The organism is Viridibacillus sp. NPDC093762 (assembly GCF_050279675.1).
Taxonomy (GTDB): domain Bacteria; phylum Bacillota; class Bacilli; order Bacillales_A; family Planococcaceae; genus Viridibacillus.
This window is the reverse complement of sequence record NZ_JBNNUK010000003.1, coordinates 1-18,818: the sequence shown is the minus strand read 5'-3', so window position 1 is coordinate 18,818 and position 18,818 is coordinate 1. Positions and strand designations below refer to the sequence as shown.

Genomic DNA, 18,818 nt, shown 5'->3' with positions numbered 1-18,818 from the left:
AATCATGGCAAAAAGAACACATGAATGTGGCATTTTACGTGGCGCTCATGAAGGCGAACGCGTTGTATTAAAAGGATGGGTACAACGTCGTCGCGATTTCGGCGGACTAATTTTCGTTGACCTACGTGACCGTACAGGACTTGTACAAATCGTTTTCAATCCTGAAAACTCTCAAGAAGCATTAGATATTGCGGATTCTCTTCGTAGTGAGTTCGTTGTTGAAGTAGAAGGTGCTGTAGCATTACGTGTTCCGGAAATGATCAATCCAAACATGGAAACTGGTATGGTTGAAGTTTTAATTGATCAAATAACAATCATTAACAAAGCTAAAACACCACCGTTTGTAATTGAGGATCGCACTGAAGTAAACGAAGATCTTCGTTTAAAATACCGCTACTTAGACTTACGTCGTCCAGTAATGTTTGATACATTCAAACTTCGCTCTGACGTGACAAAAGTAATTCGTAATTTTTTACAAGATGAAGGCTTTTTAGAAGTTGAAACACCAATCTTAACAAAATCAACTCCAGAAGGTGCACGTGACTATTTAGTTCCTTCACGTGTACATGAAGGTGAATTTTACGCTTTACCACAATCACCACAATTATTTAAACAATTATTAATGGTTGGTGGATTTGAGCGCTACTTCCAAATCGCACGCTGCTTCCGTGATGAAGATTTACGTGCTGATCGTCAACCTGAATTCACTCAAATTGATATGGAAATGAGTTTCATGTCACAAGATGAAATCATCGAATTAAACGAAAAATTAATTCAAAAAGTTATGAAAGAAGTTAAAGGAATTGATATTCCAGCTCCATTCCAACGTATGACTTATAAAGATGCAATGTCTCGTTACGGTTCTGATAAGCCTGATGTTCGCTTTGACTTAGAACTTATTGAATTAAGCGATGTTGTTGCAGGTTGTAACTTTAAGGTATTTGCAAGTACTGTTGAAAGCGGAGGCCAAGTAAAAGGTCTTAATATCAAAGGTGCAAACGACAAATACTCTCGTAAAGATCTAGATGAACTAACAAAATTTGTTGGTCGTTACGGTGCGAAAGGTCTTGCGTGGATTAAAGTAACTGAAGAAGGATTAACTGGTCCAATCGGTAAGTTCTTTGATGATGAATTTGGTGAAAAACTTGTTGAACGTATGCAAGCTGAACCAGGTGATACATTAGTATTTGTAGCTGATAAAAAATCAGTTGTTGCTGATTCACTAGGTGCTTTACGTAAAAAACTTGGAAAAGACCTTGATTTAATTGATGAATCTCGTTTTGCATTCCTTTGGATTACAGAGTGGCCATTACTTGAATATAGCGAAGATGATGACCGTTACTATGCGGCACATCACCCATTCACTCGTCCATTTGATGAAGATCTTGGAAAAATGGATACTGAACCAGGTGCAGTTAAAGCACAAGCCTACGATATCGTATTAAATGGCTACGAACTTGGTGGCGGATCATTACGTATTCACGAAAAAGAATTACAAGAAAAAATGTTCAAAACACTTGGCTTCACTGATGAAGAAGCGAAAGAACAATTTGGTTTCTTAATGAATGCATTTGAGTATGGTACGCCTCCACACGGTGGTTTAGCGTTTGGTCTTGACCGTTTTATTATGTTACTAGCTGGTCGTGACAACTTACGTGATACAATTGCATTCCCTAAAACTGCAAGTGCAAGTTGTGTCTTAACAAATGCGCCAAGTACAGTATCATTAGCGCAATTAGACGAGTTAAATATTCGCACAAAAACATTGGCAGACGAGAAGTAAATCTTTTGAATTGTCAGAATTAATATGGTAATATGTATTTAAAGCGAATCCTGATGTGTTCGTTATAAGCTTATCAGTTTTGACCGAACATTTTATCGTTGGGAGTTCACATTTTGAGATAGCGAACATGCCTGTCATGGGACGTTTAAAGTTTCGAAGAGAACACCCACCTGCTTATTGCGGGTTCAAAACGATTAGATTTTAAGACGGCACAATCGGGATTCGTTAATTATTAAATCACCCCCTCTCAATGAAAATTGAGAGGGTTTTTATTTTACATCAAGACATTATTTTTTGATTAAAATACTAAAAAATGATTTTATTGAAAATATAAAGTATTTCTTCTGGTTCGTTTGAATTATTTTTTCAGCTAACTATATTAAAGGATGAAATGGATAATTTTTTCATTACTATCGGTAAAATATTTGGAAAATAAACATTTTTTTATTTTTTTAATGGCTTCCATAGAAATAATGGTTTAAAGTGTAAGTAAATAAATTGAAATGAGAAGGTGTATTAATGGAAACGAGCAATCACATAAAAACAGCATTAAAGGTTGAAATGATTACCGATCTAGAGTCATTATATGATCGAGCATTTAATGTTCTAAAAGAGGCGTTAGATAACGGTTCCAAAAACTTTGGTTTGGCTACGGGTGGAACTATGCTTCCTCTTTATGAGCGAATTCGTAAGAGTGAACTTGATTTTACTCAGTGTGAAAGTGTTAACTTAGACGAGTATGTCGGCCTTCCGAAAGCGCATCCTGAAAGTTATATATCTTTTATGAAACAACAGCTCTTCAATGAAAAGCCATTTAAAAAATCTAATTTACCTAATGGAGAGGCACAAGATCCACATGAAGAAGCTGCTTGTTATGAAGCACTTTTACAAAAAATGAAGTTAGATTTCCAATTACTTGGAATTGGAGGGAATGGGCATATAGGTTTTAATGAGCCTGGTACACCGTTTGATAGTGAAACGCATGTTGTTGAACTTGAAGAATCGACTAGAATAGCAAATGCAAGATTTTTTAATTCTCTAGATGAAGTACCTACTAAGGCAATCACAATGGGGATTTCTTCAATCATGCGTGCAGAACAAATATTATTAATTGCAGTAGGTGAGAAGAAACGTACTGCTTTAGAAGCATTGTTAAAAGGTGAAGTGACGGAAGAAATACCAGTAACAATCTTGAAAAAGCATCCGAATGTTATCGTATTAACGGACTTAGTAATCTAAATAGAATGTTTAATTGAAGCTTTCAAGTGAATAGGTGTTGTTTCCTATAGGTTCTTGAAAGTTTTTTGTATAACGAAGATGAAAAAAGTGTAGGTAAGTGTAGTAAATGTTCCTGAAAGAGAATATATTTTAAATATAAGAGAATCATTTTTGTCAGATTGATATATGAGGCAACTTATTATTTAAGAGCTTGAATTAAGATAAGTAGCTATTAAACTAATTGATATACATTTAAATAGATTTTCTATTCTATTTATTCGATAAAATAAAGGGGTTAAGAACTTTTCCTTTTCATTTATATGGAAACGTTTTATAATTGGTATAGACAACTATACCATGTAGTAATTTGGGTAATAGGGAAGGTTATTAATTAGAGTTCTTACATGTAAATGGCTAAAGCCTCAAATTTTTCGATCCAATAGAATTTTTTGTAATAATAGGTTTTCGCTATAGGAAGCACTTCCAGATAGAAATGATTATTTTCACAGAACGTAAAATGAACAAGATATGCATTGAAATACTTTAATATTTATATCGGATATCCGAAATCTCATGAAATTGAAAATCATCAATAAAAAAATGAGGTTTATGATAAAGTGCTTTATTAATAGCTAGCTGAGGTAAGATAGGATACTGAAAATCAGAAAGAAGAGATGACTTTTTCTGATTTTAATTAGGAGAGACTGTACATGAGTGAAACTATTCTAATTTCAAATGTAACGATTGTGAACTATGACCAAGAGGCATATGTAGGTGATCTGTACCTAGAAGAAGGTAAAATTACGAAAGTTGGTAAGGGATTAAGTATTCAAGCACAGCATACTATTGATGGAACTGCTAAAAGATGGATTGTTTTCCCTGGATTTATTGATATGCATATACACGGTTCAGCTGGTTTTGATGTCATGGATGCAACAAAAGAAGCCATGCGAGGTATTGCTCATTCGTTGCCTAAAGAGGGGACAACAGGTTTTCTTGCAACGACTATGACACAGTCAGTAGATGCCATTGAAGCAACTTTAAAAAATGCTGCTACTTATAAAGGGACTTTAGAAGAAGCAGAAATGTTAGGGATTCATGTTGAAGGTCCATATATATCAAAGGAAAGAGCAGGAGCACAACCGCTACAATATATTATTGAGCCTTCTATTGAGCAGTTTCATCACTGGCAAGAACTTAGTAAAGGTCGCATAAAACAAGTTACAGTAGCTCCTGAAGTAAATAATGGTTTTGGATTTATCGAGGAAATTAGTAAAGAAGGAATCGTCGTTTCATTAGGCCATTCTGATGCTATGTCCGATGAAATAGAGCGTGCCGTTGGGCTCGGTGCAAAACAAGCAACTCACTTATATAACCAAATGCGCCCTTTTCATCATCGAGAACCAGGTGTTGTTGGAGATGTATTACTAGAAGATGATTTAAAGGTAGAAATTATAGCAGATTTCATCCATAGTCACCCGAAATCTGTAAAATTCGCTTATAGATTAAAAGGAGCATCTCGAATTATATTGATAACGGATGCGATGAGGGCAAAAGGGCTGGATTATGGTGTTTATGATTTAGGTGGCCAAGCGGTACATGTAACTGAAAAGGGTGCACATTTATCCGATGGTACTTTAGCTGGAAGTGTACTAACAATGGAACAAGCCGTAAAAAATATACATGCTGTCACGAAATGTACATTACAAGAATTAGTAGCTATGTCTTCAAAAAATGCTGCTGATCAGCTCGAATTACCATTCAAAGGGTATATCGGTAACGGGATGGATGCAGATTTAGTTATTTTAGATGAAGATTTAAATGTACAAAAGACTATCTGTCGCGGTAAAGTTGTATATGAAAAAGAAACACAATAACAAGCTGTAGTTTTGGTAGGGCTACATGAAAGGTGGAGAAACGCTTGTTAGATAAAAATTCACCAGTTCCAATGTATATACAAATTGAAGAATATTTAAAAGGTAAAATATTCGAAGAGGAATATAAGATAGGTGAGAATATTCCTTCTGAAAGAGAGTTTTCTGAACAGTTAGGTGTAAGCCGTATGACCGTAAGGCAAGCAATTACTAATTTAGTGAATAGTGGATTGCTTTACCGAGAAAAAGGCCGCGGTACATACGTAGCGAATCCAAAATTAGAGCAACCCTTAAGTGGATTAACAAGTTTTACAGAAGATATGCGTTCAAGAGGTTATGAGCCAAGCAATAAACTTATTCGTTTTGAGAAAATCATACCTCCAATTGATATTGCAAAGGCATTGCAAATGAAAACGGGAGATGAAGTATTTTCCGTTGTTCGAATTCGTAACGCAGATCAGCTACCAATGGCTATTGAACGAACGTATATACCAGTAGAAATCATTCCAGATTTGGATAAGAGTATGGTCCTGGGTTCGTTATACTCTCTAATAGAAGAAAGACATCATAAAAAGATTGGTCATGCTTCGCAGTTAATGGAAGCAGCACTAGTAACAAAAGAAGATAGTAAGCTACTGAATATTGAGCAACCATCAGCAGTATTAATTATTGAACGAAAAAGTTATTTAAGTACTGGAATACCGTTTGAATTAGTGCGTAGTACATATCGCGCAGATCGCTATAAATTTATTAGTGAAATACAGAGGTGATAACATGCATCAATATTTTCAAGAGGTTCAACAGTTATTAAATGTAATAGTAGAAGAGGAACATTCAAATATGACAAAAGCAGCCGAATTGATAGCTGAGCGTATCCAAAACGGAGGTATTTTACAACTATTCGGTTGTGGTCATTCTCATATTCTAGCACAAGAAGCTTTTTACCGTGCTGGTGGATTAGTACCAGTACGTCCCATATTCATTGAGTCATTGATGTTACATAAGGGTGCACTGACCTCTTCTGCTAATGAGAAAGATCCTAATTTCGTTTTGCAACATCGTCATCAATTTGAGTTCAATCCAAATGATGTATTAATAATTGTTTCCACGTCAGGTAGAAATGTTGTACCTATTGATGTTGCAATACTAGCAAAAGAAGCTGGAGTGCGTGTTATTTCATTACAGTCACTTCATTATAAAGAGCAACTTTCAAAACATAGTACAGGGAAACGCCTAGAAGAAACGGCAGACTTCGTATTAGATACGCATATCCCAATAGGTGATGGGGTGTTGTGGAAAGATAGTGTTCAGTATGGTCCTGCATCAACGACAATCGGTTCTGCTATCTTAAATACGATATTATCTCAAGTGATTGAAATTTTAGCTAGTGAAGGTGTCGAGCCGCCTGTATTTGAAAGTGCAAATCTAGATGGAAGTAAAGAAAAAAATGATTGTATGATAGCGAAGTATAGTAGACGAATTAACTTCGAATAAATATTAGTATGGGGGAGATTAATATGGAAAAAACTTATAAAATCACTAGTTCAGTAGGATTACATGCACGTCCATCTACAGTATTGGTTGCAGGTGTAACACCATTTGCATCAGATATACAGCTTGAGTACAAAGGTAAAACAGTCAATTTAAAATCTATTTTAGGTGTTATGTCATTAGGTGTTCCAACTGGTGAAGTTGTTACAATTAAAGCAGAAGGTTCAGATGCAGAAGCAGCAATCGCAAAAGTTTCAGAATTAATGATTTCAGAAGGCCTAGGACAAGAATGTTAGAGATTAAAGGTATTGCTGTCTCGAATGGAATAGCTATTGCGAATGCGTACTGCTTAGTAGAACCGGATCTAACCTTTGACAAATTGACTATTACTGATATAGAAGCAGAAAAATTACGCTTTAAAGAAATTGTTTCTAAAACGAAAATTGAACTTGAAGCAATTCGTGAAGCTGCGGAAAAGAAATTTGGTCATGATAAAGCTGAAATTTTCTCTGCGCATTTATTAGTGCTGCAAGACCCTGAAATGTTAAACGCAATTGATGTTCAGATAAATGAAGGTATAAATGCTGAATTTGCATTGCAAGAAACCTCAACTATGTTTATCGAGTTATTTGAATCTATGGACAATGAATACATGCAAGAACGTGCAGCTGATATTCGTGATGTAGCAAAGCGTTTGTTAGCGAACTTATTGGGCATTGAATTACCTGATTATAGTCGTTTATCAAAGGATGTTATTATTGTTGCCGATGATTTAACACCATCGATGACTGCACAGCTTGATAAAACGCATGTGAAAGGCTTTGTGACAAATATCGGGGGACGTACATCTCATTCGGCTATTTTAGCAAGAACAATGGAAATACCTGCTGTTGTAGGGACAAAACAAGCAACTACAGATATCCCCCACGGAGCTAAGATCATTTTAGATGGTACAAAGGGAACAGTATTATTAGATGCTACAGAAGAAATAGTTGCGGAGTATATATTGGCTCAAGAAGAGCAAGCAGCAGAGAGTGCAATGTTCCAGCAATTTGTAACAGCAGAAAGTATAAGTGTTGATGGACACCATGTAGAATTAGCGGGCAATATTGGAAAGCCAGAGGATGTAGACAATATTTTAGCTAACGGCGGTGACGGCATTGGCTTATTCCGTACAGAGTTTTTATATATGGATCGTCAAGAATTGCCATCAGAAGAAGAGCAATTTACTGCTTATAAAACAGTACTTGAAAAAATGGGTCAAAAACCGACAGTTGTTAGAACGTTGGATATAGGTGGAGATAAAGAATTACCGTATTTGAAATTAGATCCAGAGATGAATCCTTTCTTAGGGCATAGAGCCATAAGACTTTGTTTGGAACAACAAGATATTTTCCGTACACAGTTACGTGCACTTCTCCGTGCAAGTGTCTATGGTAATTTGAAAATTATGTTCCCTATGATTGCAACAATTGATGAATTCCGTAAAGCAAAGGCTGTATTGGAAGAAGAAAAAGTGAAGATGTTGAGTGAAGGAATTGAAGTTTCAAGAGATATTGAAATTGGCATGATGGTAGAAATCCCTTCAGCTGCGCTTATTGCAGATTTATTTGCTAAAGAAGCAGATTTCCTTTCTATTGGTACTAATGATTTAATCCAATACACTTTAGCAGCAGATCGCATGAACGAAAAAGTTTCTTATTTATACCAACCATTCAATCCTGCTATTTTACGTCTTGTAAAAATGGTCATTGATGCAGGCCATGCGAATGGTAAATGGGTAGGTATGTGTGGCGAAATGGCTGGAGATGAAATAGCTATACCTATTTTACTTGCTTTAGGTTTAGATGAATTTTCAATGAGTGCCTCTTCTATTCTGCGTGCGCGGTCGCAAATTTCGGACCTTTCAAAAGCAGAATTAACGCAATATTTAGATAAAATACTTTCACTTTCAACTTCGATGGAAGTGGAACAATTTATGAAAAAACTATTAAACACGAACAATTAGTTTGGTTATTACAAGAAAGCAATCTCTTATTCACTAATAGAATGTCGGCAACCCTTGAAGATTGGTATTGTCGACTTTTTTTTACGAAAATATCAATATAATAATATTAATTCTCATAATTAGAAGATAAAACATAGTTGTGCTCTTAAGGGGGAGAAGTAGATGATCCAATTAGTACCACTAGAAGATAGTGAACAAGTTCATCGTTTACGAGATTATAGTTTTTCGAATAAATATATAGGGGAAAAAAGAGATGATTTTCAATATTGGGTAGAATACAGTACAACAATTGGAGCATATGATGGAAAAAAAATAGTTGGTCAATTGCTTGTGCTCCCATTGAATATGACGATTCACCAAATCTCGTACAAAATGGGAGGGATTGGATTCGTATGTACTTATCCAGAGTATCGAAATAGAGGGATTATGAAAAAATTGATGATTCGTGCTTTGGAAGAAATGCGAGAAAATGGTCAATGTATTTCTGTATTAGCTCCATTTTCTATTTCCTTTTATCGTTATTTCGGGTGGGAATTATTTTTTGATAAGCTGAATTATTCAATACCTAGTGAATCATTCCCTAATTTCGGTAATCAGTTAGATGTTGTAAAAAGATTTAGTTTTGAATGGCTTGATGAACAGCTTTTTGATGAGGTATGTACTTTTTATAATGACAATGCAGAGGTAATGAATGGTTCTATGAAGCGTGATGCAGCTTGGTGGAAAAGAATTCAGCGTAGAGAGCCCGACAGTCATTTTGCAGCTTATTATAAAGACGATGAAATCCAAGGTTTTGTACGCTATCAAATTCAAAATCTCACTTTTATTATTAAAGACTTTGTCGTAAAGGATCATGATGCTGAGAAAGCAATTTGGCGTTATATCTCGTCTCATAGTGCAAGTGTTTATCACATTACTGGTAATACTGCAGGAACAAGTCATTTCGGATTCCACTTTAACCAGCCACAATTCAAGAAAGAGCTTGTCCAAGACTGTATGGTGAGAATTGTGGATGTGCAAGCATTTTTAAAAGAATACAATTGGGCAGAGTTAACGGAAAACCTGTATTTACGTATTCAGGACCCGTTTGCCAAGTGGAATGAGAAGCTTTACTGTATCAATCGAGAAGGTCAAACAGAAGTAATTGAAATGGATAGTGTAGCTAATGGCCAAATTCTATCTTTGTCGATTAATATTTTTTCAGCTCTAATAGTTGGATATTTAAGCGTTACAGAAACAATGCTCTACTCTGATCATCAACTTGATGATTCAGTCTTAAAGCTTTGGAGCAAAGCGTTAAGAACAGAAAAACCGTCATTTTATGAATATTTTTAATGTGTTTTTAAACGAATATATAGTTAACCAAAAAAAATTCGAAAAAAACTTTGGACTATACCAGTTGATAGAAAAATCAGTAAATTCAAGCTATTCATGAATATGCCAATAAAAAAATGCGAAAAAAAGGAAAATAAAGAGCGTTCGAGGTATTGTGGTATAGACCAATTTCTGCTATTCTCAATTTAGGAGTTATATTACAAAAAAGGGGTGCTCTTCATGAAGAATATTATGCTCGTTTGTGCGGCAGGTATGAGTACTAGTTTACTAGTAACTAAAATGCAAAAGGCTGCTGAAGGACAAAATTTAGTTGCAGATATTTTCGCAATTTCAGAGAGTGAAGTTGATTCTACATTAGAAAGAAAAGATATCGATGTCTTATTATTGGGACCTCAAGTACGCTATTTAAAGGGACCATTTGAAGCAAAATATAAAGCTAAAAACTTCCCAATCGAAGTGATCAATATGAGTGATTATGGCATGATGAACGGCGAAAAAGTGTTGCAACACGCACTGAATTTAATTGGATAATCAAGGAGGTTTACGGTCATGCAAGAAACAGATTTATTACAGTCAATTATGGGGCTGATTTTGCACAGTGGCAACGTGAAAAGTGATTGTATGGAAGCGATTCAACTTGCTAAACAAGGAAATGTAAGCGCTGCTAAAGAGAAAATTACATTAGCTAATAAATCTTTAGTAGAAGCACATCATTCTCAAACAGCATTATTAACACAAGAAGCTAGGGGAGAAAAAGTAGAGGTATCTATAATGTTGATTCATGCACAGGATCACTTGATGAATGCCATAACTTTTAAGGATTTAGCAATAGAAATTATAGATTTATATGACCGTCTACAAGGGGCTTAACATCAATTTTGGTGTTTACCATAGAAATAATCTATAACACAAAGGAGAGTGGAGAGGGATGTTTCGTTTTTTTGAGGAGAAGTTCGTTCCAGCAGCAGCGAGGATTGGGAATCAAAGGCACTTAGTTGCAATTCGTGACGGCTTTATTACAATTATGCCGTTAACTATTGCAGGTTCGTTAGCAGTAATAATCAATAACTTACCGATTAAAGGGTATCAAAAATTAATGGATTCAATTTGGGCACATGGAACATGGACGCAATGGGGGGGGAACGTGTGGAGTGCGACATTCGCCATTATGTCTCTACTTCTTGCCTTTACAGTTTCGTACCATTTAGCTAAAAGCTATGGTAAAGATGGCTTATCTGCGGGAGCAATTGGTTTATCTTGTTATCTGACATTCGGAACATTCGGTGAAGGCGGCTTAAGTGGTCTAACCACAGGAACCGGTGGCATATTCGTTGCATTAATAGCTGCACTCGTATCTTCGGAACTGTTTTCACGATTATCTGGTAACAAGCGTTTATTGATTAAAATGCCTGATGGTGTACCACCGGCAGTTACAAAATCATTTGCGGCATTATTACCCGCTATTATAACAATTTCATTATTTGCTTTAGTAAGAACAATCATTTCAACAAGTTTTGATATGTCTGATATTATTGCATCATTCTATTCAGCAGTTCAAGAACCATTTATGGGTTTAACAAACACGTGGGTTGCAGCCCTGATCTTAGCATTTGTCCCTGTATTCTTTTGGTCATTTGGTATTCACGGTGCGAATATTATCGATCCATTTATGCAAACTATTAATCTTGATGCAATTGCTAAAAACGTTCAAGCAGTTAATGCTGGTGAAGTTGCACCATATATTATTAACAAACCATTCTTTGATGCTTTCGTAAATATGGGTGGATCTGGTACAACAATTGCTTTAGTTATTGCTATATTCCTATTCGCTAGAAGGAATAAGCAGTACACTACGGTAGGTAAAGTTGGTGCCGCACCTTCGCTATTCAATATTAATGAGCCATTGATGTTTGGTTTACCAATCATTTTAAATCCAAGCTTAGTTATTCCGTTTGTTCTAACACCAATGATTAATGTATCAATTGCTTATTTCGTAACGAAATGGGGATGGGTTCCAGCAGCAACTGTTGCGACGCCTTGGATGGTTCCACCAGTTATCAATGGGTGGTTAACAACGCAATCATGGACAGGTGGAGTTTTAAGTGTCGTTTTAATCGCTATTTCAGTTTGTATCTACTTACCGTTTATAGTGGCAGCATCGAGAACTAAAATAGATAAAACAGAAGGAAAAAAACAATCTACAACAAATCAATCAGAACTAATGAAAAAACCAGAAGCAGAAAAAGTGAACGTTTAATAGATGGTAAGCGGAGGTATTCAAATGAGAAGATTAGGAATTTCAATTTATCCTCAACATAGTACGTTAGAAGAAATGCAAAACTATATCCAACTAGCACATGATCATGGTTTTAGTCGCATTTTTACTTGTCTAATGTCTGTGAAAAATACTGAGGAAAAAGAAAAGTTACAACAAATCAATCAGTTTGCGCAACAGCTTGGCTTTGATATTTCCGCTGACATCGCTCCGCAAGTTTTTGAGGAATTAGGCTTAACTTATCGTGATATTGGCACCTTAAAAGAACAGTATCACTTAGCTGCATTACGCTTAGATATGGGATTCTCTGGACACGAGGAGGCGTTCATGTCATTGGACGCTTCTAACTTAAAAGTCGAACTTAATATTAGTAACGGTACAAAGTATGTAGAAAATATTTTGTCTTATCAACCAAATCGTGAAAATATTATCGGCTGCCATAATTTCTATCCAAGAAAGTATACAGGTCTTTCGAGAGATCATTTTATTAAATCTTCAAAGTTATTTAAAGACAATCATATTCGTACTGCGGCGATGATTTCTTCGAACCATGCTCAATATGGACCTTGGGAGGAAACACCGTACGGCTTACCTACATTAGAGGAGCATCGTGGTTTACCAATCACAGTTCAAGCAAAAGATCTTTGGCATACTGGTCTAATTGATGATTTAATCATTGGGAATATGTATGCAACTGAAGAAGAGTTACAAGCATTGGGAAAACTGAATCGTCAAAAATTAGAACTTGATATTGTACCATCAGCTGAAAATTCAGAGGTGGAAAATAAAATCATCTTTGAAGAACCTCACTTTAACCGTGGGGATGTCTCTGAATACGTGATTCGTAGTACACAATCTCGTGTTAAATACAAAGCGGAGCAATTCAGACAACATGATGTATTTGATATTCGAACAGGGGATGTCACGATAGATAATGACGAGGATACCCGTTACAAAGGTGAGTTACAGTTAGTGCTAAAAGATATACCGAATTCAGGAAGTACGAATATTGTAGCAAAAGTTGTACCAGAAGAAATTTATTTACTTGAGAAAATTCGACCATGGGAATCTTTTGGATTTAATATGGTAGAGAAAAAAAGCTAGAATGAGTAAAAGGGTTGAGTGCTATGAATCTATAGTTCTCAATCCTTTTACTTATCTTTGGTGAAGTAAGTAGCTAGGGGGATGAAGATGTTTGTATTAGCGATTGATGGCGGCGGCACCAAAACATGTGCTGTTATTAGTGACGAAGGCGGACATATCCATGCAATGGTGACAGTCGGTAAAAGTAATCCTACAACAATGAGTCAAAAAGAATTTGAACAAGTAATCGATCAAGTATTAATAATCTTAAAATCACAGAACCCAACTGCTTTTGCTCAAATTGCAAGCTGCTTTGCAGGTATGGCTGGGGTGAAAGAAAAACAATATGATTTAATTCTAATGAATGTTTTACATATGCACTTACCAAAAGAGGCGACGATTGAGATAGCAAATGATGCGACTAATGCGTTGTATGCTGGTACTTTAGGTTCTGAAGGAATTGTACAAATAGCAGGAACTGGAGCTATTACATTAGGGGTAGATGAACAACACCATATTATACGTACATCCGGGTGGGGGTTTTTGTTTGATGATGAAGGAAGTGGCTATGATTTGGGGGTACAGGCTTTAAAATCTGTATTTAAAGCCTATGATGGCAGAGGATATCAAACTAATCTAACAGCGAGGTTGTGTCAGCACTTTCAAGTAGACGTGGTTCCTCGAATAATTGACCAAGTCTACGGAGAAGGGCACCCAAGAGCAATTATTTCTCCACTTAGTATGTATGTGAGCGAAGAAGCTCAAAAAGGAGATATAGTAGCTCGCATCATTATTCAAAAGGCATGCGAAAAATACTTCCAATCTATTAAAGCATGTTTGGATCAAATGACTTGGTCAAAAGATAAAATCCCTGTTGTATTGGCAGGTGGTGTATTCTCGAATGTAGAACTTTTCATTCCCATTCTACAAAAATTGGCGCAAAAAGAAGTTGTAGAAATTCAGTTTTATCCATCTCTTATGCCACCAATTGGAGGAGCAGTTGTAGGTGGACTGAAAAAATGTAGACAATACATAGATCCGCGTTTTGTCGAGATATTTAATGATCAATTGTTGAAATCTGGTAGTGAAGTTTAAGTATTATTTATCCCGTAAATTGGCTAGTTGTCGCTAGTATCGAATTTACGGGATTTGTTTGTTAGTAGATTATTGTTTTAGAATTTATCCAAATTCAAAGTTACTATAAAAATTCCTTACGACAATCCTTGCAATCATCTAACTTTTTGTATATATTTTTCACGATACCTATTTTCTTACTAATAGGATAGGATTACTTACAAAATTTAAATTAAACGGAGTGAAAGGTATATGTTACATCAATTTTCACGGAATGAATTAGCCATTGGAAAAGATGGAATAGATAAACTAAAAAATACTACTGTAGCAATTTTAGGTATTGGAGGAGTTGGATCGTTTGCTGCTGAAGCATGTGCAAGAAGTGGTGTTGGTCGCATAATCTTAGTAGATAAAGACGATGTAGATATTACGAACATTAACCGACAACTAGTCGCTTATATGTCGACAATTGGTCGTTCAAAATCAGCTGTTATGAAGGAGCGAATTGCTGATATTAACCCTGATTGTGAAGTCATAGATTTGCATATGTTCTACACAGAAGAAACGTATGAAAAGTTCTTCAGTTATGAACCAGATTATGTGATTGATGCGTCAGATACAGTTATATATAAAATTCATATTATGAAAGAATGCTTAAAACGTGGCGTAAAAATAATTGCAAGTATGGGTGCAGCAAATAAAATGGATCCAACACGTTTTCAAATTGCTGATATTTCAAAAACACATACCGACCCATTAGCAAAGGTAATTCGTGTAAAATTGCGAAAAGAAGGTATTAAAAAAGGAATACCTGTAATCTTTTCTGATGAAAGCCCGATTGTCGTTCGCCCAGATGTTGTACAAACAGTCGGTAAACCAGAAGCTGAAATTCGTAAAGCGCAATTGCCGCCATCATCAAATGCGTTCGTACCATCTTCAGTTGGATTAATTGCGGCTAGCTGGGTAGTACGAGATATTTTGAGTGATATTGAGATTAAAACGGTGAGAGATTAATTTAGTTCGTTATATGAAATGATAGCGTAGAGTTAACTATTGTCTAAGTGCCCAAAATGCAATGAAGAATGCTTAGAAACTCTTTTCGATAATAAAGTTCACTATTATGGTTAATAGAAGTACTGAGTTGAAATTTATAAACTATATTTGAAAATAAAGAATTTAAAATGCAAAAGCTTATGAGCTTTTGCATTTTTTTGTTAAAGGGATTAAAATTAAAAAATGGATAAAAATGTTTAAAATTCAATTGAAAAGTATATCGTCTGCTGATATACTTTATATGTTGTCTAGCGATATAATCTGTTGATGTAAAGAGGTGATTTTATATGCAACAACATGGACCTTTAACAGAAGGTGTGTATTATATTCTGCTGGCGCTATATGAACCAAGGCATGGATATGGGATTATGCAATTGGTAGAATCATTGAGCAGGGGACGTGTACAACTTGGACCAGGGACTTTATATGGAGCGCTTAAGTCTTTGGTTGAGAGAGGTTGGATTGAAACTGTTGAGGCAGGAGAGTCAACCAGAAAGAAACAATATATGATTACTGCACAAGGAAAAAGCGAAGTGGAAGCCGAAATCGTGAGGATGAAAGAATTAATAATGAATGGAGAATTGATGAGTAAAGGAGGGATTGAATAGATGAGGGGCGCATATAATTGTTTTTGGGACTTCGAAAAGGAAGAGCAGTGGTTAAATGAACAATCTAAGAAAGGTCTACAACTTAAAAAAGTAAATTATTTACGATATACGTTTGAAGAGGATGCAACCGTAAGTTATAACTACAAGTTAGAAAAACTTAAAGATAAAACAAATTGTCAAGAAAATATAGAGTATATCGAGTTTTTACAAGATAGTGGCATAGAGCATGTAGATACTTATTTTGGATGGGTCTATTTAAGGAAAGATGCAAGTGAAGAACCTTTTGAAATTTATACTGATACGGCATCTAAAATGGCTCATTATCATCGAATTATCTCAATTCCAAGTGCCATTATCGTATTTAATGTACTCATATTTTCCATTAATCTTTTCTTGAATAATGAAACGGATGTTGCTGATTTTATTACCGGTATTAATCTGGGTATGGCAGTTACCTTATTTACTTTTATGCTATATACATTTAATAAAATCAGGAAACTAAAAAAATCTCAGATATTGTTTCATATTTGAATATGAAGCAAAACTAGATTGTGAGAAAATGTTATTTTTTAAAACACAATGTAAATGCATTTAGAAAAGGAGACTTTTAATGGCGTTAGTAATTCAAGAAGTTACGAAGAGATATCAGAATTTTGTGGCGGTGGATAATCTTTCTTTTACAATTGAAAAAGGTGAAATTTTCGGTCTGATTGGTCAAAATGGTGCCGGGAAAACGACGACTTTTCGTATGATTTTAGATTTGCAAGAAACAACAGCTGGGACGATTTCGTGGAATGGGGAGTCAATCCACTCGATAGACCGTGATTTACTAGGTTATTTACCGGAGGAGCGTGGTATTTTCCCAACCATGACAGTGGAGGATCAGCTATATTTCTTTGGTGAACTAAGAGGACGTAAGAAAAAAGAGCTAAAAGAAGATGTGAACTATTGGATTGAACGTTTTGAGTTAGAGGAAAAGCGTAAGGCCAAGGCAGAGACTCTTTCTAAAGGGAATCAACAAAAAGTGCAGCTTATCGCTAGTTTCATACATAAACCTGAGTTTTTAATTCTAGATGAACCGTTTAGCGGATTAGACCCTGTGAACAAGGATTTATTAAAAGAAGCTATTTTATTTTTAAAGGAAAACGGTACGACGATTCTATTTTCAAGTCATCAAATGGAAAACGTGGAAGAGTTATGTGATCATTTATGCTTGTTAAAACGAGGAGTATCATTGTTTTCTGGTAGTTTGTTAGATTTGAAGAAACAATATGGTAAAACAAAGTTAACAGTGAGAACAGATATGGCTATAGAGGAACTTACAGCTTTACAAGGAGTAAAAGATGTAGCTATTGGTAAAGAACAATACACGCTTACTTTAGAGGATGAATCATATGCAAAAGGAATCTTCGATATCGTGTCAAAAGGTGATTACATCGAAAAATTCAGCCTGGATTATTTATCACTGGATGAAATTTTCAAAGATAAGGTAGGTGGCGGCAATGTCTAAGTTTTGGATATTAGTAAAGCAACTTTATAAGCAAAAGATTAAAGCGAAGTCATTTATTTTCTCTATTCTATTATATCTTGTCGTCATTAGTTGTGTGATGTTCTGGTCAGATATTAAAGAAGCTCTGTTCTCGGAAGAGCCTTTAAAAGTTGCAGTTTTAAATGATACGGATGCGGATTTCAAAGCGCTTTTTACTTCCAGTGCAGATGTTGAATTTTCTTTCCCAAAAGAGAATGAAAGCAAAGTTGAGAAAAAGGTAAAGGACGGAGATTTGGATGCTGCGATTTTCATTCAAGAAAAGGCTGGATCTTTAGTAGCTGAAATTGCAACATTTAATCCACTTAAATTTAATGATCAGCAAAGCTTATCGTCTAGTATCCAATATGCAGGGAAGCTTTATGAAGTACAACAGCTCAATTTAACTGCAGAACAAGCAGATAAGATTTTACAATCTGAGACAATGATTACAACAAAAAACTTAAATGAAGAAGCTGCTGGTGGTAAAAGCGAAGATGAGAAGTCAGCGGGTATAGGCGCATCAATGATAGTTGGATTCATCATTTACGGGTTTGTCATGTCATTCTTATCGATGATTACGACGGATGTAGCTTCTGAGAAAGGGTCGCGTGTGTTAGAAGTACTTCTTGCGAGTATTAAACCAGTGACACACTTCTTGGCAAAATTAACAGGGACATTTTTACTTGCGGTAACGCAAATTGTTATTTTACTTGTAGTTCAATCGTTACTATTTATATTAGTAGATGGCGGTGAAAAATGGGATACAGTAATAGAAGTAATCAATAGTCTATCAGCTGGATATGTCGCATATGTACTGGCGTTTTTAATATTAACTATATTATTATTCCTCATTATGGGTGCCCTACTTGGATCGCTTGTGTCAAAAGTAGAAGAGTCAGGTCAAGCGATGATGCCTGCAATGATGGTTGGTGTTGGTGGATTTTACGTCCTATTATCAGGAATGTATAGTCCAGACACATTATTAGTAAAAGTATGTTCTTATATTCCGTTTACTTCAGGAATGGTAATGCCGCTTCGTATTGGTGCAACCGATATTGCAGCTTCAGAGCCAATGATTTCACTCGGTATACTTGTTGTGACTGTAATATTGCTATTCATGCTAAGTCTATCATTCTACAAACGAAGTGTATTAACTTATAGCACGGGTGGCATTATACAAAAAATTAAAACAGTATTAAAAGTTACGACATAATAAGTTTAGATATTATACATGGACAAAAATAATCTATAGGAGTAGCCCCCTTAAGCTTTAATGACTAAAGTAAGGGGGTTCCTTTGTTTAAATGGGACTGACCCCAAAAGTATAGACAAATAAAAAAAGCATCTTAGATTGAATTCGGGTTTAGATACCTAAAATTCAATTAGGAGGTGTTTTTTTTATGGGAACAAGAGTGAGTTATCCATATGATTTGAAAATGAAGGCTATTGAAATGCGATTAACAGGTATACCTGTGAAACAGGTTTTAA

18 protein-coding genes and 1 other RNA gene are annotated in these 18,818 nt (G+C 35.4%); all 19 read left to right on the top strand.

From position 1 onward, the window contains the following. Positions 1-4: 4 nt before the first annotated feature. Positions 5-1,783: an aspartate--tRNA ligase gene (gene aspS / locus ACQKM9_RS05570; protein ID WP_427733413.1), complete on the top strand. Its 1,779-nt coding sequence runs from the start codon at positions 5-7 to the stop codon at positions 1,781-1,783. 44 nt (positions 1,784-1,827) lie between these two features. Then, positions 1,828-2,009, top strand: a non-coding RNA gene (gene ssrS / locus ACQKM9_RS05565) — 6S RNA. Between the two features lie 293 nt (positions 2,010-2,302). Then, on the top strand, positions 2,303-3,022 hold the full coding sequence (locus ACQKM9_RS05560) for a glucosamine-6-phosphate deaminase (protein ID WP_427733412.1): 720 nt from the start codon (positions 2,303-2,305) through the stop codon (positions 3,020-3,022). A gap of 689 nt (positions 3,023-3,711) precedes the next feature. After that, positions 3,712-4,878 (top strand): N-acetylglucosamine-6-phosphate deacetylase, encoded by a 1,167-nt coding sequence (gene nagA, locus ACQKM9_RS05555; protein WP_427733411.1) that lies wholly within the window; start codon positions 3,712-3,714, stop codon positions 4,876-4,878. Between the two features lie 44 nt (positions 4,879-4,922). Next, on the top strand, positions 4,923-5,645 hold the full coding sequence (locus tag ACQKM9_RS05550; protein WP_427733410.1) for a GntR family transcriptional regulator: 723 nt from the start codon (positions 4,923-4,925) through the stop codon (positions 5,643-5,645). Positions 5,646-5,649: 4 nt separating this feature from the next. Next, positions 5,650-6,369, top strand: coding sequence for a sugar isomerase domain-containing protein (locus tag ACQKM9_RS05545; protein ID WP_427733409.1), 720 nt, complete (start codon positions 5,650-5,652; stop codon positions 6,367-6,369). A 23-nt stretch (positions 6,370-6,392) separates the two neighbouring features. Continuing rightward, positions 6,393-6,662 carry a phosphocarrier protein HPr gene (locus ACQKM9_RS05540; protein WP_038187323.1) on the top strand — a complete coding sequence of 90 codons (270 nt, stop codon included), beginning with the start codon at positions 6,393-6,395 and terminating at the stop codon, positions 6,660-6,662. Then, positions 6,656-8,374: a phosphoenolpyruvate--protein phosphotransferase gene (gene ptsP / locus ACQKM9_RS05535; protein ID WP_427733408.1), complete on the top strand. Its 1,719-nt coding sequence runs from the start codon at positions 6,656-6,658 to the stop codon at positions 8,372-8,374. Before ACQKM9_RS05540 ends, ptsP begins: the two co-directional genes overlap by 7 nt. Positions 8,375-8,536: 162 nt before the next feature. Continuing rightward, on the top strand, positions 8,537-9,709 hold the full coding sequence (locus ACQKM9_RS05530) for a GNAT family N-acetyltransferase (protein WP_427733407.1): 1,173 nt from the start codon (positions 8,537-8,539) through the stop codon (positions 9,707-9,709). Between the two features lie 219 nt (positions 9,710-9,928). Further along, positions 9,929-10,240 (top strand): PTS sugar transporter subunit IIB, encoded by a 312-nt coding sequence (locus ACQKM9_RS05525; protein WP_427733406.1) that lies wholly within the window; start codon positions 9,929-9,931, stop codon positions 10,238-10,240. 18 nt (positions 10,241-10,258) lie between these two features. After that, positions 10,259-10,579, top strand: a complete 321-nt coding sequence (locus ACQKM9_RS05520; protein WP_427733405.1) for a PTS lactose/cellobiose transporter subunit IIA — start codon at positions 10,259-10,261, stop codon at positions 10,577-10,579. A 58-nt stretch (positions 10,580-10,637) separates the two neighbouring features. Beyond that, positions 10,638-11,966: a PTS sugar transporter subunit IIC gene (locus tag ACQKM9_RS05515; RefSeq protein WP_427733404.1), complete on the top strand. Its 1,329-nt coding sequence runs from the start codon at positions 10,638-10,640 to the stop codon at positions 11,964-11,966. Between the two features lie 24 nt (positions 11,967-11,990). Next, positions 11,991-13,088 (top strand): DUF871 domain-containing protein, encoded by a 1,098-nt coding sequence (locus tag ACQKM9_RS05510; protein WP_427733403.1) that lies wholly within the window; start codon positions 11,991-11,993, stop codon positions 13,086-13,088. 87 nt (positions 13,089-13,175) lie between these two features. Then, entirely contained in the window at positions 13,176-14,162 is a 987-nt protein-coding gene (locus ACQKM9_RS05505) for an N-acetylglucosamine kinase (RefSeq protein WP_427733402.1), read from the top strand. Positions 14,163-14,393: 231 nt separating this feature from the next. Continuing rightward, entirely contained in the window at positions 14,394-15,155 is a 762-nt protein-coding gene (locus ACQKM9_RS05500; RefSeq protein ID WP_427733401.1) for a tRNA threonylcarbamoyladenosine dehydratase, read from the top strand. 326 nt (positions 15,156-15,481) lie between these two features. Then, positions 15,482-15,802, top strand: a complete 321-nt coding sequence (locus ACQKM9_RS05495) for a PadR family transcriptional regulator (RefSeq protein WP_427733400.1) — start codon at positions 15,482-15,484, stop codon at positions 15,800-15,802. Next, on the top strand, positions 15,803-16,333 hold the full coding sequence (locus tag ACQKM9_RS05490; protein ID WP_427733399.1) for a DUF2812 domain-containing protein: 531 nt from the start codon (positions 15,803-15,805) through the stop codon (positions 16,331-16,333). 79 nt (positions 16,334-16,412) lie between these two features. Then, entirely contained in the window at positions 16,413-17,312 is a 900-nt protein-coding gene (locus tag ACQKM9_RS05485) for an ABC transporter ATP-binding protein (RefSeq protein WP_427733398.1), read from the top strand. After that, the gene (locus ACQKM9_RS05480) at positions 17,305-18,543 is read left to right on the top strand and encodes an ABC transporter permease (protein WP_427733397.1); all 1,239 of its coding nucleotides are present in this window, start codon (positions 17,305-17,307) and stop codon (positions 18,541-18,543) included. The genes ACQKM9_RS05485 and ACQKM9_RS05480 overlap by 8 nt, the downstream gene beginning before the upstream one ends. The last annotated feature ends 275 nt before the right edge of the window (positions 18,544-18,818 follow it).